The following is a 15,248-nucleotide window of genomic DNA, read 5'->3' as shown; positions in this document are numbered from 1 at the left end:
TAAGTAAATATCCTGCTATATTTGGGTGTATTTTTAAACCTCTTATTATGGCAGTCACAAAGAAATTTTTAAAAACAAAACCTGTTTGTAAAGTTACATTTGCAATACCTGCAGCACACGCAAGTACTGTAGCTGTTGCTGGTGATTTTAATAACTGGGACACATCTACATCTCTTAAGAAATTAAAGAATGGAACTTTTAAAGGAACTTTTGACATTCCTACAGAGAGTTCTTACGAGTTTCGCTATGTAGTAGACGGTGAGTGGGTAAATGAAGCAGAAGCAGATCGTTTTCAATATAATCCTTATGCTGCTACAGAAAATAGTGTCCTTGAGTTATAGTACATAGAAAAAGCCATTTCTTATTAAGAAGTGGCTTTTTCTATATCGTTTAAACAAGTTGTTTTAATCAACTACTTGTATCCCTCGCCAGAAGGCAACATGGTTTTTAATTCCTTTTGCTAGTTCGCTCACTTCTGGATAAAACCAAGCGGCGTCTTTATTTTCTTTTCCATCTACGGTAACGGTGTAATAAGAAGCAACACCTTTCCATGGGCAGGTGCTTTGCAGTTCACTTGATGTAAAAAACTCTTTCTTTATAGCATCATGAGGAAAGTAGTGATTGTTTTCAATTACAACGGTATCATTACTTTCTGCTATTACTTGATCATTCCAAATTGCTTTCATAATATTTTTTTTTAAAATTTGAGAAGTTGCTTCTGTACTTATTGAACTATTTATTTTTTCTTGAATAAGTAGTTTTTATAATAAGCTTTGCTGTCAGAGAATTCATTGACTATCTCAAGTCCAGATTCACTAGCTAGCCACTCTACAATGTTATCATCATATTTCTGACTAATCTCTGTATGTATGGTTTCCCATGCCGTAAAATCTACTTTAAGGTCTAGCGATTTTATTGTAACAGACTGGTCTTTTGTACTTACAAGATAACTTTTGGCAGTGCCAGTTTCTGGATCATAAACTTCCCAATGTTTAAAATTATCAGGATTAAAATCTGCATCCATTTCATTATTTATGCGGTGCAGTAAGTTTTTATTAAATGCCTCAGTGATACCTTCTGGATCATTATAAGCATCAAGAATAGTCTGCGGATTTTTCTTTTGATCAAACCCCATATAAAGCAAATCTCCTGGGGTCATTGCTTTCTGGATATTTGTAAGGAAATCTATAGCCTGTGGGTGTAGTAGATTCCCTATGTTTGAACCTAGTACCATGATTACTTTCTTACGTTCATTGTATCCTGCAACATCTTCAAGGACTTCAAAATAAGTTCCCTGCTGAGGTTTTATGACAATATCTGGTATTTCTCTTTCTACACTTTTTTTAAGTCCATCCAGCACATTCTGACTAATATCTATAGGTAAATATGCAAAGGTATCTCCTCTTTCTATTAAGTGCTTTAAAAGGACTTTAGTTTTCTTGCCATCTCCAGCGCCCAGTTCTATAAGGTCAAAACCTTTGCTATCTGTAAAAGCTTTTGAAATCGCTTCCTTATGCGTTTCAAAAATTTCAAACTCACAGTCTGTGAGGTAGTAAGTAGGCATTGCCATAATATCTTGAAAAAGCTTATCGCCTTTTTTATCATAGATATATTTTGAAGAAAGGAACTTCGGGAAGGAGGTGAGCCCTTCTGTTACTTCTTGACTAAATGCAGATGTGATGGTAGTAGTTTTGGTCGTCATAGACGTTTATGTCGTGTGTTTTTAAAAATACTTTCAATATTATTTGGCGAGGCGTAATCCTGTAAATTGCCAGCGTAATCCGGTCTGAAAGAAATTGCGATAGGTATGTCTTGTATGTTTAGCTGGCGTGGCTACAGAGCCACCTCTCAAGACTTTTTGATTAACCATGAACTTCCCGTTATATTCCCCTAGTGCTCCTTCTTCTTTAGTGTAGCCAGGGTAAGGTAAGTATGAGCTTTCTGTCCATTCCCAGCGATCACCCCAGTCTAGTTGGGAGCTAGCGACCTCCCATTCAAATTCTGTAGGTAACCTCATTCCTTTCCATTGTGCAAAAGCAAATGCTTCGTAATAGGAGATATGAACAAGTGTCTCATCTGGATTAATTTTTTGTAATCCATTATTGAGCGTGTATTGGTACCATTTATCATCTACTAGATGCCAGTACATGGGAGCAGTTATCTCGTTAGTGTTTACCCAGTCCCAGCCTTCGGCATGCCATAAGAGTGTTTCTTGATAACCTCCAGCTTCAATAAATGCTATCCACTCACCATTAGTTACTAGTTTGTTTGATATTTCATAATCGTGTAAGTATACTTTATGACGGCCTAATTCATTATCGTAACAAAACTCTTTTCCTGTGTGACCTATTTCATAAACTCCTTCTCTAATAGAGATGAAGCTTGATGGTGTTTCTTTTTCGCTTTCGCGAAAGCGTAATTCTCCACCATAAATAGGCGTAAGAGGATTGTTGCCTAAAATGTATTTAATATCTGTAACAAGTAATTCTTGATGTTGTTTCTCGTGGTGTATGCCAATAGTGAGTAGCTTTTTTACCGTGGGTGTAATTTCTTCCTCAAGTAGCTCTTGGAGTGCTTGAGTGACGTATTTACGGTATGCATATACTTGGTCTACCGTTGGTCTTGATAGGTTGCCCCGATCTGTGCGCACCACTCTTTTTCCTACGCTCTCATAATAGCTATTAAATACGAATGCAAAGTCTTCACTAAAAAGGGTGTATCCTTGCTTATGATGCTTAAGAATGAATTCTTCAAAAAACCAAGTCGTATGGCCTAGGTGCCATTTTGGGGGAGACACGTCTGCAATGGGTTGCACAACGTAATCTTCAATTTCTAGTGGTTTACAGATGTTCTCTGTGTGTGCTCGAGTCTCAATAAAGAATTCGACAAGGTTTTCTATAGCAATCATATATATGACTTTTATGAGTCATATAAATTTACGGGTTTTTACTATGCCGTGCTTGTGAGAAGCCCGTGACAGAAAGAATAACGTAATAAATGTTTGTTAAATGAGCAGGATGAGATACTCAAACGAAAAAACAGGAGTAATTCCTTATAATAGCTAAGCGTGTAAGAAATCTAATTCTTATCGTCTTCTGTAGCTGTAATGCCTTCGTTTACAACAACAGTAAATGCTGTAGCAAATAGTGCGTTTCTAGGTTTGTCGTTATGCATCGCTCCTTCAAAACGCGGTAATTTTGATAAAACATTGAGTGTCTCTTTTTCTACAGACTTATAAGGTGTGCGTGCAGATAGTTGGTCATAAGTGCCGTCCTCTAAAATCCTTAATTGAACAAAAACTCTGTGATTTCCTTTAGGTAGAAGTGCCTCAAATTGTTTGAAATTAAAATTATTTGCAATAAGAGATTCAACTTTGTTGCGAAAACATTCCTTGAGAAAGTTAGAATTTGCTCCCTTGCATCCAGGATATCTAGGAGGAGTGTCTACTATAGTAAATGAAATGTCTTTTTTAGTTTGTCCATGAGCGCTTTGTGAAAAAAATGTACATGCACAAACTAAGCTTAATAGGAGGTAACGCACATTAAAATGTAAATGGAAGTTTGAGCTTACTCTCCTTAGGAGTCCCTCCTATATTTCCAGGTTTTAATTGTGGGATAGTCATAATTGCTGTTTTTACAGCCTTTTGCATTCCGGGAGTGCCACCAGTTATATTATTGACTACAGGCTTTCCTTCTTTATTAATAAGCATATCTACTACAACACGTGCACCTTTTTGATAATCACTTGGAAACTTCATATTGCGCACAACGTGTGTTGCAAGCTTTTGTCTTAGGCAATTGTTTTTGTCATTTATAGATCCAGTACAACCAGGCCACGTAGGAGGAACTTCTTCAAGTCTCAGTGTGGTAGACTTTTTCATGTAAACTCCTTCTTGAGCATTCATTGTTGTGATTCCAGCTACAAGTGCGAATACAAATAATATTTTTTTCATTAGGTGGGTTAATTTGGGGATTAAATAGCCACTGCTCCTTTAATATGTGGATGCGGATTATAGTTTTCTAATGTAAAGTCATCAAAAGTGAAGCCAAAGATGTCCTTTACGTCAGGATTAATTTTTAATGTAGGTAAAGTACGGAATTCTCTTGAGAGTTGAAGCTCAACTTGTTCCATATGGTTTGAGTAGATATGAGCATCTCCAAAGGTGTGTATAAACTCTCCAGCTTCATAACCACAAACCTGAGCCATCATCATTGTAAAGAGCGCATAACTTGCGATATTAAATGGAACTCCTAAAAAGATATCTGCACTGCGCTGGTATAGCTGGCAACTCAACTTGCCATCTGCAACATAAAACTGAAAGAAAGCGTGACATGGTGGAAGCGCAGCTTTACCATTTGCAACATTCTCTGAGAAAGATGCCGAGGTGTCTGGCATCACAGAGGGATTCCATGCGCTCACGAGCATTCTACGGCTGTTAGGATTTGTTTTAAGAGTTTCTACAATATCTTTTATTTGGTCAATCTCATCACCATTCCAGTTGCGCCATTGGTATCCGTAAACGGGACCAAGATCACCATTTTCATCTGCCCATTCATTCCAAATACGTACACCATTTTCTTGTAAATATTTGATGTTTGTATCTCCTTGTAAGAACCATAACAGTTCGTATACAATAGATTTGAGATGCAATTTCTTAGTTGTCACCATTGGGAATCCTTCAGAGAGATCAAATCGCATTTGATACCCAAAAACGCTCTTTGTTCCTGTACCTGTGCGGTCACCTTTTTGATTCCCGTTTTCTAAGACATGTTTGATGAGGTCGTGATATTGTTTCATAAATGGCTATTATGTTCTTTGTAAAGTAAGAAGAGCTAGTGAACTACTGGTATCTGTTTATTTTGAATATAATTATACAAATATAACAATAAAAAGACCCTCTCAATTAAGGCTGAGAAGGTCTTGAAAAAGTTGCTTTACATTAATATGAGATTATTTACCTCCTAGAGAAGCGCGATAATTATCATCTTTTTCTAGGTTTCGTTTTATCTTTTTTATGGCTGCTTCAATAGATCTTTCGGGTTCAATCACATTATATTCTCCCCAAAATTCTGGATCGCCAAAGCCTAGATTTTCATCTGCCATGATGATTGATGGTGATATCTCTCCATCTTTACTAAATGCATCGGCTGAGGTTACTTTCCAGTCTGTTACTGCCATCTCACAAGAGAGTGTATAAATTGATTTAAAAAGTCGTCGTCGCTTCTTTACTTCAAATGATAAATTTGCTTTCCCATAGCCGTAATACCATTTTCCATTTTTCTCGCGATAATCTACTTCATAAGAGATGTCTCTAGCTTTAACTCGAACGCCATTGGGTTTGCTTTTTACAAACATTTTATTGACTTCAATTTCGTTAGCCAAGTCTAGAGTAAATGTTGCTTTTTGTAATGCTAGCGATGTGGCACTTACATAGAGTTGACCAGTGTATAAAGGACCTACTATATTTGGTTTTGGTTCAAAGCCCACTACTAATACATCTTTTCCATTGAGCTCTGTAGGGGTTTCAAAACTAAAATTATAAGCTTCCATGGTTTCTGGTGTAAAGATGTATTCTGGATACTTCATTACATCTACGTATAATGTACTAAAAGGGCCTCCTTGCAGTTTTAAAGCAATAGTATCTAGCTTAGCGTAATCTGTGCTTTTTCTTGATTTAAGTAAGCGTATTTGGTCTTCCTTGTTGCTTATGTATCCTTCCTTTTGGATAGAGACAACAGCCTCGGCTAGTGATGCATTTTTGTTCTTTTTCTTGATAGTCTCTCGATAGAATGCCGTCATCTTAAGCGGTTCATCTATGTAGTTTTCTCTCTTCTTATTAAAGACTTTTTTTACAAGTTCTTTGGCAGATTTATATCCCACAACTTGCACCTCGCTTAGGTCTACGCTCTTTGGAGATAGGCGTATGTCAATATCATCATCAACATCTGTAATATCTTGTATGCTGTTTTTATATCCTAAGGCTTCAATAAGTAGGGAAGGACTAGTTGTGGCTTCCATTATTTTTAAAGCAAAATCTCCTTCGGTATTTGAGATGGTACTTATGTTTGTGCCTACTAGCGTGATAGTCGCTCCGCTTATAGCCTGCCTAGTTTCGCGGTCGTTAATGGATCCTGTGATGTTTGTTGTGGAAGTTTGAGCAAGTATGAGTAATGGGAATAGCATGAACATACTTCCCCAAGCTAATTTGGTAACATTATAAATAGTTTTCATAGCAATGAGTTTAATTGAATTCGCAAGAAGTCTTTTTAGTACTATAAGTTACTATATTTTCATGGTATATTGAAAATCTCGCTGTTAATTTATTAAAACTAAGATTTAAAAAAAGGCACAATGAATAGGCACGCTTTCGCGAAAGCGGACTTGTATAAACGAAAAGAAAATCTATTTTTTACAATAATGGATGTGGTTTCTTAACCAATAATCATCCCTGCAATAGTCGCCGAAATTAATGAAGCGATAGAGCCTCCTATAAGAGCTTTTAAGCCAAAACGAGACAGCTGCGTGCGCTGCCCAGGAGCTAGAGATCCAATACCACCTATCTGAATACCAATAGAAGCAAAGTTTGCAAAACCACAAAGCATATAAGTAGCCATAATGATAGACTTCTCATTGTTGAGGTGAATTGCATTTGCAGTATTTTTCAATTCGGCTAGCTGGATGTATCCTACAAATTCGCTGGCTGCTAGTTTGATTCCAAGTAGTTGTCCCATCATTGTGGTGTCTTCACTTGCAACACCTATCAGCCACATTAGAGGGGCAAAGATAGTTCCTAATATAGCTTCAAGGGAAAGCTTAGGATATGCCGAATTTTCTGCAATCCAATCATTAATTGTGGTGATTTCACCTATCCAACCTAAAACTCCGTTTGCCATTGCAATAAATGCAACAAATACAAGAAGCATTGCTCCTACGTTTACCGCAAGTCTAAGCCCTTCTGTAGTTCCATTTGCAATTGCATCAAGTACGTTTGCACCTATTTTATCATTAGATACACTTACGTCTGTATTTACCTCTTCAGTTTGAGGATATAATATTTTTGAGATCACAATTGCACCAGGTGCAGCCATAACAGAAGCAGCAAGTAAGTGTTTTGCAAACACAAGACGTAAAGCTTCATCTTCACCACCTAGAAATCCTATATATGCAGCAAGCACAGCTCCTGCTACAGTTGCCATACCCCCTATCATAACAAGTAGAATCTCTGACTTGTTCATTTTTTCTAAATAAGCTTTAATTAAAAGAGGTGCTTCGGTTTGACCTAAAAAGATGTTACCTGCAACACTTAAACTTTCAGCTCCAGAGATGCCTAATAACTTAGAAAGCAACCATCCAAAAGCTTTTACCACTTTTTGTATTACTCCAAAGTAATACATGACGGAGGTAAGAGCAGAGAAAAATATAATGGTAGGTAATACTTGAAAAGCAAAAATGTACCCAAAGGTAGACGTGTCACTTACTAATCCTTGAAAGAGGAAGTCACTACCAGCAAGCGTAAAGTTTAATATAGCAACAAATATTCCTCCAATAAAATCAAAAATCTTTTCTATAAAAGTAACCTTAAGTACTCCTACGGCAATAACAAGCTGGAAGGCAAGACCTACGGCTACTGTTTTCCAGTTTATCGCTTTGCGATTACTACTAAATAAAAAGGCAATTAGTATAAGCGAGAACATCCCTAAAACACCACGTCCTAAGCTTTCAAGAGAAAACCCTTGAGACGGAACCACATCTATAATGGCTTGAGGTGCCTCTTGCGCAAATGCGGTAAATGAACTTAATAATACCAATAGGGTAAGTAGTAATTTGCGCATATAATAAGTAAGTTAGTTGCGTTTTGAGATTTCATCTCTTAACTGGGCAGCAGTTTCATAGTCCTCACTATTTACCGCTTGATCAAGTTTATCGTGTAAGTCTTGAAGTGACAATTTGTTATAATCACTATCGCTAGAAGATGTCTCGTCTTCTAATAAGATTTCATCCATTAGGATTTCGTCATCTTCTGTAAACTCTTCAGGATTTGTGTTTCCCTTTAAGAAGATCCCTGCTTTGTCTAGAATGTTTTTATAAGTAAAAATAGGCGCTTGGAAACGTAAGGCTAGTGATATAGCATCACTAGTACGCGCGTCTACTATTTCTTCAATGTTATCACGCTCGCAAATAATGCTAGAGTAAAAAACGCCATCAACAAGTTTATGGATAATCACTTGTTTAATAACCACATCAAAGCGATCTGCAAAATTTTTAAACAGGTCGTGCGTAAGAGGACGAGGTGGTTTAATTTCTTTTTCTAAAGCGATTGCAATAGATTGTGCCTCAAAGGCTCCTATAACTATAGGTAATTTACGCTCTCCTCCTTGCTCAGTGAGAATCAAAGCATATGCTCCATTCTGAGTCTGGCTGTAGGATATTCCTTTTATATTTAAACGCACTAAGCTCATAAGTTGCAAAAATAGGAAAAAGGCTGCACAAGTAAAGAAGTTTATCTGTCTAGAGTTGGACTCTTAAAAATAGCAGCTATCTATCAGATTTACAGTGTGAAAGGGGTTAAATAAAAATGAGCTTAAAGAAATATTTAAGCTCATTTTTTATTTTAGGGAGTCGTTATCTAGCTATTTGCAGCTTTAAACGCTCTTAATTTTTCGTTAAGTTCTGGGACAACTTCAAAAGCATCACCTACGATTCCATAATCGGCTGCTTTAAAGAAAGGAGCTTCTGGATCATTGTTGATTACTACTTTTACTTTAGAAGAGTTAATCCCTGCAAGGTGCTGTATCGCTCCAGAGATTCCTATTGCGATATACAAGTTAGATGCTACTGGCTTACCAGTTTGTCCTACGTGCTCACCATGAGGTCTCCATCCTAAATCCGAGACAGGCTTAGAACAAGCTGTTGCTGCTCCAAGAATATCTGCCATTTCTTCTATCATCCCCCAGTTTTCTGGTCCTTTAAGTCCGCGACCTGCTGATACTACAACTTCTGCATCTGCAATAGACACTTTATCTGTTGCTTTATCTACAGATTGTACTTCTACACCAAAATCTCCAAGCTCTGGAGAAAAATCTTCTGTTGCAGCAGCTCCAGAAGCTTCTTTAAGACCGTAAGCGTTTTGCCCAAGTCCTACTATTTTAATTTCAGTAGAGATTTCCGTGTGGCTAAAAGCCTTGTTTGTAAACGCTGTACGCTTTACAGTAAATGGAGAAGCACTTTCTGGAAGTGATACTACATTTGATGCATATCCTGCCTCTAGCGCTACTGCAAGAAGAGGTGCAAGATACTTAGCATTTGCGCTCTGTGTAAGTACTACTACTTGAGCACCTTCTGCCTTTGCAGCGGCTGCGATTCCTTTTGCATAAGCTGCAGCATTAAATGCATCTAGCTTTGCGTCTTTTATGTTAAGAACTTTATCTACTCCGTAAGTTCCCAATGGTGCAGTATCTCCACCATTTACGGCAACTGCAGTTACAGATGTTCCCATCATATCTGCAATTCCTTTTGCATAAGAAGCAACTTCTAAAGAAGCCTTCTTAAACACTCCGTTTTCTGATTCTGTATATACTAAAACTGACATATTTATAAGAATTTCCAAATAGCCAAACTCTAAGTTTTGCTTTTTGGGATTATTATTAGATTAAAAAGTCTCCTATCTTTCGATAAGTTAACTTAGATAGCTTTTGCTTCGTTGTGTAACAGGTCGATTAACTCGTCTACTGTTTCTACAAGTTTTACAGCCCCTTTAGGTGCAGGCTTTTCAAAAGAAACAGCATTTGTTTCGGTTCCAGCTCCAGAAGGTTCTACTACGCTTAATGGTTTTTTACGAGCCATCATAATTCCTCTCATGTTAGGAATACGTAGATCGCTTTCTTCTACAAGACCTTTTTGACCTCCTATTACTAGAGGAAGCGAAGTCTTTACGGTTTCTTTTCCGCCATCTATTTCTCTAGTCGCAGTAACAGCCGTGCCGTCTACATCTAGTGATATACATGTGTTTACAAAGTTTGCTCCTGTAAGTCCAGCAAGCATTCCAGGTACCATACCACCGTTGTAATCAATAGATTCACGACCAGCTATAACTAGATCATACCCTCCATCTTGAACAACTTTTGCAAGTTCCTTTGCTACTTGAAAACCATCTTTTGCTTCCACATTCACACGGATGGCAGTATCTGCTCCTATTGCAAGTGCTTTACGTAATGTAGGTTCTGTTTCTGGTCCTCCTACGTTAATCACGTCTACAGAGGCTCCTTGTTTTTCTTTAAACCACATAGCACGTGTCAATCCAAACTCATCGTTTGGGTTGATTACAAATTGAACACCGTTAGTATCAAATTTTGTATCTCCGTCTGTGAAGTTAATTTTTGATGTCGTATCAGGTACGTGACTGATGCACACTAATATTTTCATAGAATTTATATTTTATATAAAGGTACGCTTTCGCGAAAGCGTAATCCTAAACTATTTCGTTTTCGTAACAAAAATAACACAAAAAAGTATAATTTACTGTGCGTGCATAGTAAAATTTTACAAAAATGTAATTTATTGAGGTTTTGGAAATGCTTATTTTTGTGCTTGTTAAAAGAATACAATATTAATAAGGTGTTTCTTCTAGTTATGAGAGACCTTAATTAAATTTCCGCTAGAGCGGTTTATATACTATGAGAACAATCCAGTTTAGAGAAGCCATTTGTGAGGCAATGAGCGAAGAAATGCGCCGTGATGAATCTGTTTATTTAATGGGTGAAGAGGTAGCAGAATATAATGGAGCTTATAAAGCGTCAAAAGGAATGCTAGACGAGTTTGGAGCAGATAGAGTTATTGATACTCCTATTGCAGAGCTTGGTTTTGGAGGAATAGGTGTGGGTAGTACAATGACAGGATTACGTCCTATTATTGAGTATATGACCTTCAACTTCTCTTTAGTGGGAATTGATCAAATAATAAATAACGCTGCCAAAATTAGACAGATGTCTGGTGGTCAGTTTCCTTGCCCTATTGTTTTTCGTGGCCCTACAGGATCTGCAGGACAGTTAGGTGCAACACATTCTCAAGCCTTTGAAAACTGGTTTGCAAATACGCCAGGTCTTAAGGTAGTAGTGCCTTCTAATCCTTATGATGCAAAAGGACTCTTAAAAGCAGCAATACGTGATAACGATCCTGTGATTTTCATGGAGTCGGAGCAAATGTATGGTGATAAAGGAGAAGTGCCTGATGGAGAATATGTATTACCAATAGGTGTTGCAGATATTAAGCGTGAAGGAACAGATGTAACTATCGTTTCTTTTGGAAAGATTATTAAGGAAGCTTACAAAGCGGCAGATCAACTTGCAGAGGAAGGAATTTCTTGTGAGATTATTGATTTACGTACGGTAAGACCTTTAGATAAGGAAGCTATTTTTGAATCTGTAAGAAAAACAAACAGACTAGTGATTCTTGAAGAGGCTTGGCCTTTTGGGAACGTTTCAACAGAAATTACGTATCAAGTACAAGCACATTGTTTTGATCATTTAGATGCTCCTATACAACGTATAAATACAGCAGATACACCTGCGCCTTACTCACCAGTATTACTCAAAGAGTGGTTGCCTAACAGCGACGATGTAGTAAATGCAGTTAAAAAGGTGATGTATAAATAATATTTTCGCGAAAGCGGAACCATATTTGATCCCTTTCTTAACCGGAAGGGATTTTTTAATTTATTATAATCTTAAGTAAGGTTGTGATAAATATGATGTCAGAGTCTTGACATTATATAATGTTAAACTGATGATGACCCCAATTTATAGGCTATCCTCATAGATTATTTATTATGAAATATAATTTTTTAATCATTATTGCTAGTATGCTCTGCGCTGCAAATTTATTTGGTCAAACCAAAGTGAGTGGTGAGATTTTTGACGCAGATGGTAATGGTCTGCCTTTTGTAAATGTCATATTTGTGGGGTCTAATGAAGGGACGATAACCAATGAGGATGGACGTTTTTACCTAGAGTCTGACCAGACTTGGAATCAAGTACGATTTTCTTTTATAGGCTTTTCAAATAAGGTGATAGACCTAAGTGAGAAGGTGAATTATGAGATGAAAGTGACGCTAGAGGAAGAGGCAGGAGCACTAGACGAGGTAGTCATATTTACAGGAAAGACAGATAAGAAAAATAACCCAGCGGTAGATATACTTCGTAAAATATGGGCAAATAAACGCCAGAACGGATTAAGACAGTACAAGCAGTATGCTTATGACAAGTATGAAAAGCTAGAGTTTGATCTCAACACTATTGATAGTTCGCTTATCAATAGCCGCATCTTTAGAGGGATGGAGTTCATATTTGAGCAAACAGACACGAGCCGTATTACTGGAAAAACCTACCTGCCTATTTTTGTAAATGAGGCATTCTCAAAAGTATATGGTGATAATGAAATTAATAAAGAAAAGGAGATTCTAGAAGGAAATAAAAACAGTGGTTTTAGTGAGAATCAAACGATTATAGGTTTTGTAAAAAGTCTATATAGTGATTATGATATCTATGACAACTACCTACAGTTTTTTGACAAGAGTTTTACCAGTCCAATTTCTCGTACAGGTATCCAAACCTATAATTACGTACTTGCAGATAGTGCTTACATCAATAATAAGTGGTGTTATAACATCATCTACTACCCTAGACGTAAAAACGAACTTACCTTTAAAGGAGATTTCTGGGTGAATGACTCTACATGGGCTATTAAGGAAATTAATATGCAGCTTTCTAAAAGTGCTAATGTAAACTGGGTAAAAGAGATTTACATGGAGCAAGAATTTGATATCGTAAATGATAGCACCTTTTTACTTTCAAGAGATTATTTCTTATCTGATTTCGCTTTGCGCGAAAAAGAGGAGTCTAGAGGTATGTACGGTAAGCGCACTACCTTATACGATAACCATAATTTTGACAACAAGCTAGAAAAGGACTTTTATGACAGACAGGTATATAACTACGATAAGGATGTTTTTAATCGTAGCGATGAGTTCTGGCAAGAAAATAGAAAAGAGGCACTTAGTAAAGATGAGCTAGGAGTTTATAAGATGCTTGACACCTTAAAAACGGTAAAGAAATTTAAAAACCTTTACAACCTAGGATCCATTCTTGCATCTGGATACTATGAGATTCCAAGTTTAAACTTTGATTACGGGCCTATATTTTCAACCTTTGGGTTTAATGAGGTAGAAGGACTACGTGTGCGCACAGGAGGAAGAACATATTTCTCACAGAATGATCCATGGAGACTTGAAGGGTTTTTAGCATACGGATTTAAGGATAAAAAAGGAAAATTTGGAATCTCAGGAAAATGGCTGCTAGATAAGAAAAGTAGATTTATCGTCTCTGGTGGATATAGACAAGACGTGGAGCAAATAGGAGCGAGTCTTACGACATCTAGAGACGTGCTTGGAAGAAATCTAGCCTCGTCATCACTAGTGAATACTGCGACCAATGATAAACTAACCTCTATCAAGCTGGCAAATATCGCAGCCGAGGTAGAGATTGTGCGCAACCTTCAAGTGAGAGCCGACTTCTCTTTGAGAACGTTAGAGTCGGCTTCAGAAACTTTTAGCCTCGATTATTTTACAGATGCTACGCAGACAACTACTACAGGTGAGTTAAAACAAGCAGAAGTGGTTCTTACCACTATCTGGGAGCCAGGAAAGAAAACTTCAGGGTTTGGAGTAGAGCGTAGAGTAACTAATGAGTGGTTCCCAAGTTTTTATGCAAGTTATACACGTGGCCTAGAAGGAACACTTGATAGTGATTTTGCTTATGATAAAGTGCAATTTTCTGCAAGGAAGGCAATTCGTATAGGAGGTCTTGGCACATTAACAGCCTCTACAGAAATAGGTAAAACATTTGATGAGGTGCCACTAGCGCTATTAAGTCCAGTACCAGGTAACCAGTCGTTATTTTCAATCTTTAATACCTTTAGCCAGCTTAACTTTTATGAGTTTACTACAGATGAGTATGCCTCGCTACAATTAGAACACAATTTTGGAGGACGTATTTTTAATCGTATTCCATTACTTAAAAATTTGAATCTACGCGAGATTGTAAGCGTCCGTGGGGTGATAGGTAATATCTCTCAAGGGAATATTGACTTAAACCGTCCAGCATTTGAGAGTTTACTTTTTGAAGAAGGACAACCCGTCACTGCGATTACTCCGAGCATGATAGCGCCATCTGTAGAGCCATATTATGAGTATAGTGTAGGAGTGGGTAATATTTTTAAGGTGTTCCGTATTGATCTTAACTTTAGAGGAAATTATAATTCTGTTCCAGATGCGAGGAAGATAGGAGTGACGGGTAGTTTTGGGTTTTATTTTTAAGGGGAGACTTCTTGTAGGATAGTTTGTTAGCCTTTTTTTAAAAGCGAGTTTTTTTTAAACACCTAACCTAATCTTAACGCACCAATATTTGGCTAAATCGCTATTTCAGCGTATTTTTGCACGCCTTAAGAAATATGTTTTAAAGTAAATGGTTGTTATGCAGTTGTTTAATAAAGTGTAAGCTTAAGAAATTGTGATTTAATTGATACATTTCTCATGTGTTTAAGTACAAGAGATTTGAAATATAATATATTATGACAGCAGATAAAGTAACAACATTTGACGTATTAGTAGAGATTCCTAAGGGGAGCCGTAACAAGTATGAGTACGATTTTAAATTAAAGAGAATGCGTTATGATCGTATGATTTTCTCTTCTATGATGTACCCAGCAGATTATGGTTTTATTCCAGAAACTCTTGCGCTAGATGGTGATCCTCTTGATGTATTAGTGTTAGTTACAGAACCTACTTTTCCAGGTTGTGTAATCGAAGTAAAGCCTATTGGAGTATTTCACATGGCAGATGAGAAAGGACCAGATGAAAAAGTAATCTGTGTACCTGTAAGTGATCCTTCGGCTAGTAAGCTTACAGATCTTTCTGATTGTAATCCACACTTAATAAAAGAAATTGAGCACTTCTTCCAAGTGTATAAAGATCTTGAAGAAAAGAAAGTAGACGTAGGAGGATGGGGAGATGTTCATGAAGCAAAAGATATTATCCAAAAATGTATCGAACGTTACGAAGAATCTGATATTCCTGTAGAAGAAGTTACTATCAAATAGATACTTTTTTACAGTATAGAATAGTTAAAAAAACAGCCTTAAAAGCTGTTTTTTTTGTTCTATCTAATTTCCTACATTAGTAGTTGTTAAATATTTTA

The 15,248-nt window shown here is 37.0% G+C and carries 15 protein-coding genes; 4 read left to right on the top strand and 11 right to left on the bottom strand.

The genetic code is table 11. The features are described from left to right. Positions 1-47 precede the first annotated feature (47 nt). Positions 48-341 carry an isoamylase early set domain-containing protein gene (locus KRODI_RS03925; RefSeq protein WP_013750276.1) on the top strand — a complete coding sequence of 98 codons (294 nt, stop codon included), beginning with the start codon at positions 48-50 and terminating at the stop codon, positions 339-341. 63 nt (positions 342-404) lie between these two features. Here the strand turns inward: KRODI_RS03925 and KRODI_RS03920 are convergent, their stop codons facing one another. From KRODI_RS03920 to KRODI_RS03870, 11 genes are all read right to left on the bottom strand, one after another. After that, positions 405-686, bottom strand: a complete 282-nt coding sequence (locus tag KRODI_RS03920; RefSeq protein WP_013750275.1) for a DUF427 domain-containing protein — start codon at positions 684-686, stop codon at positions 405-407. Positions 687-736: 50 nt separating this feature from the next. After that, positions 737-1,702, bottom strand: coding sequence for an L-histidine N(alpha)-methyltransferase (locus KRODI_RS03915; protein ID WP_013750274.1), 966 nt, complete (start codon positions 1,700-1,702; stop codon positions 737-739). A gap of 39 nt (positions 1,703-1,741) precedes the next feature. Next, a complete protein-coding gene (egtB, locus tag KRODI_RS03910; RefSeq protein WP_013750273.1) occupies positions 1,742-2,908 on the bottom strand; it encodes an ergothioneine biosynthesis protein EgtB in 1,167 nt (388 codons plus the stop codon). 170 nt (positions 2,909-3,078) lie between these two features. Continuing rightward, positions 3,079-3,540: a hypothetical protein gene (locus tag KRODI_RS03905; RefSeq protein ID WP_013750272.1), complete on the bottom strand. Its 462-nt coding sequence runs from the start codon at positions 3,538-3,540 to the stop codon at positions 3,079-3,081. A 1-nt stretch (position 3,541) separates the two neighbouring features. Then, a complete protein-coding gene (locus KRODI_RS03900) occupies positions 3,542-3,952 on the bottom strand; it encodes a hypothetical protein (RefSeq protein WP_013750271.1) in 411 nt (136 codons plus the stop codon). A gap of 20 nt (positions 3,953-3,972) precedes the next feature. After that, the gene (locus tag KRODI_RS03895) at positions 3,973-4,797 is read right to left on the bottom strand and encodes a thymidylate synthase (protein WP_013750270.1); all 825 of its coding nucleotides are present in this window, start codon (positions 4,795-4,797) and stop codon (positions 3,973-3,975) included. Positions 4,798-4,950: 153 nt separating this feature from the next. After that, entirely contained in the window at positions 4,951-6,231 is a 1,281-nt protein-coding gene (locus KRODI_RS03890) for a carboxypeptidase-like regulatory domain-containing protein (protein WP_013750269.1), read from the bottom strand. Positions 6,232-6,431: 200 nt separating this feature from the next. Beyond that, on the bottom strand, positions 6,432-7,832 hold the full coding sequence (locus tag KRODI_RS03885; protein WP_013750268.1) for a NupC/NupG family nucleoside CNT transporter: 1,401 nt from the start codon (positions 7,830-7,832) through the stop codon (positions 6,432-6,434). A 12-nt stretch (positions 7,833-7,844) separates the two neighbouring features. After that, on the bottom strand, positions 7,845-8,459 hold the full coding sequence (locus KRODI_RS03880) for a bifunctional nuclease family protein (protein WP_013750267.1): 615 nt from the start codon (positions 8,457-8,459) through the stop codon (positions 7,845-7,847). Between the two features lie 167 nt (positions 8,460-8,626). Further along, on the bottom strand, positions 8,627-9,589 hold the full coding sequence (locus tag KRODI_RS03875) for an electron transfer flavoprotein subunit alpha/FixB family protein (RefSeq protein ID WP_013750266.1): 963 nt from the start codon (positions 9,587-9,589) through the stop codon (positions 8,627-8,629). A gap of 92 nt (positions 9,590-9,681) precedes the next feature. Beyond that, the gene (locus KRODI_RS03870; RefSeq protein ID WP_013750265.1) at positions 9,682-10,422 is read right to left on the bottom strand and encodes an electron transfer flavoprotein subunit beta/FixA family protein; all 741 of its coding nucleotides are present in this window, start codon (positions 10,420-10,422) and stop codon (positions 9,682-9,684) included. Between the two features lie 251 nt (positions 10,423-10,673). Here KRODI_RS03870 and KRODI_RS03865 point away from each other — a divergent pair, with 251 nt between their 5' ends. The 3 genes from KRODI_RS03865 (at position 10,674) to KRODI_RS03855 (ending at position 15,150) form a co-directional block, all read left to right on the top strand. Then, entirely contained in the window at positions 10,674-11,651 is a 978-nt protein-coding gene (locus KRODI_RS03865) for a pyruvate dehydrogenase complex E1 component subunit beta (RefSeq protein WP_013750264.1), read from the top strand. Positions 11,652-11,824: 173 nt separating this feature from the next. After that, complete coding sequence (locus KRODI_RS03860) at positions 11,825-14,368, top strand: DUF5686 and carboxypeptidase-like regulatory domain-containing protein (RefSeq protein ID WP_013750263.1); 2,544 nt, start codon at positions 11,825-11,827, stop codon at positions 14,366-14,368. 254 nt (positions 14,369-14,622) lie between these two features. Continuing rightward, positions 14,623-15,150, top strand: a complete 528-nt coding sequence (locus KRODI_RS03855) for an inorganic diphosphatase (RefSeq protein WP_013750262.1) — start codon at positions 14,623-14,625, stop codon at positions 15,148-15,150. The last annotated feature ends 98 nt before the right edge of the window (positions 15,151-15,248 follow it).

This window comes from Dokdonia sp. 4H-3-7-5 (assembly GCF_000212355.1).
GTDB lineage: Bacteria > Bacteroidota > Bacteroidia > Flavobacteriales > Flavobacteriaceae > Dokdonia.
The sequence above is the reverse complement of the archived record's forward strand: the minus strand, read 5'-3'. Positions and strand labels throughout refer to the sequence as shown.

Excerpts from the sequence above, each read along its gene's own strand:
- KRODI_RS03925 (WP_013750276.1), top strand. The coding sequence starts at position 48 with ATGGCAGTCACAAAGAAATTTTTAAAAACAAAACCTGTTTGTAAAGTT.
- KRODI_RS03920 (WP_013750275.1), bottom strand. The coding sequence starts at position 686 with ATGAAAGCAATTTGGAATGATCAAGTAATAGCAGAAAGTAATGATACC.
- KRODI_RS03915 (WP_013750274.1), bottom strand. The coding sequence starts at position 1,702 with ATGACGACCAAAACTACTACCATCACATCTGCATTTAGTCAAGAAGTA.
- egtB (WP_013750273.1), bottom strand. The coding sequence starts at position 2,908 with ATGATTGCTATAGAAAACCTTGTCGAATTCTTTATTGAGACTCGAGCA.
- KRODI_RS03900 (WP_013750271.1), bottom strand. The coding sequence starts at position 3,952 with ATGAAAAAAATATTATTTGTATTCGCACTTGTAGCTGGAATCACAACA.
- KRODI_RS03895 (WP_013750270.1), bottom strand. The coding sequence starts at position 4,797 with ATGAAACAATATCACGACCTCATCAAACATGTCTTAGAAAACGGGAAT.
- KRODI_RS03890 (WP_013750269.1), bottom strand. The coding sequence starts at position 6,231 with ATGAAAACTATTTATAATGTTACCAAATTAGCTTGGGGAAGTATGTTC.
- KRODI_RS03885 (WP_013750268.1), bottom strand. The coding sequence starts at position 7,832 with ATGCGCAAATTACTACTTACCCTATTGGTATTATTAAGTTCATTTACC.
- KRODI_RS03880 (WP_013750267.1), bottom strand. The coding sequence starts at position 8,459 with ATGAGCTTAGTGCGTTTAAATATAAAAGGAATATCCTACAGCCAGACT.
- KRODI_RS03875 (WP_013750266.1), bottom strand. The coding sequence starts at position 9,589 with ATGTCAGTTTTAGTATATACAGAATCAGAAAACGGAGTGTTTAAGAAG.
- KRODI_RS03870 (WP_013750265.1), bottom strand. The coding sequence starts at position 10,422 with ATGAAAATATTAGTGTGCATCAGTCACGTACCTGATACGACATCAAAA.
- KRODI_RS03865 (WP_013750264.1), top strand. The coding sequence starts at position 10,674 with ATGAGAACAATCCAGTTTAGAGAAGCCATTTGTGAGGCAATGAGCGAA.
- KRODI_RS03860 (WP_013750263.1), top strand. The coding sequence starts at position 11,825 with ATGAAATATAATTTTTTAATCATTATTGCTAGTATGCTCTGCGCTGCA.
- KRODI_RS03855 (WP_013750262.1), top strand. The coding sequence starts at position 14,623 with ATGACAGCAGATAAAGTAACAACATTTGACGTATTAGTAGAGATTCCT.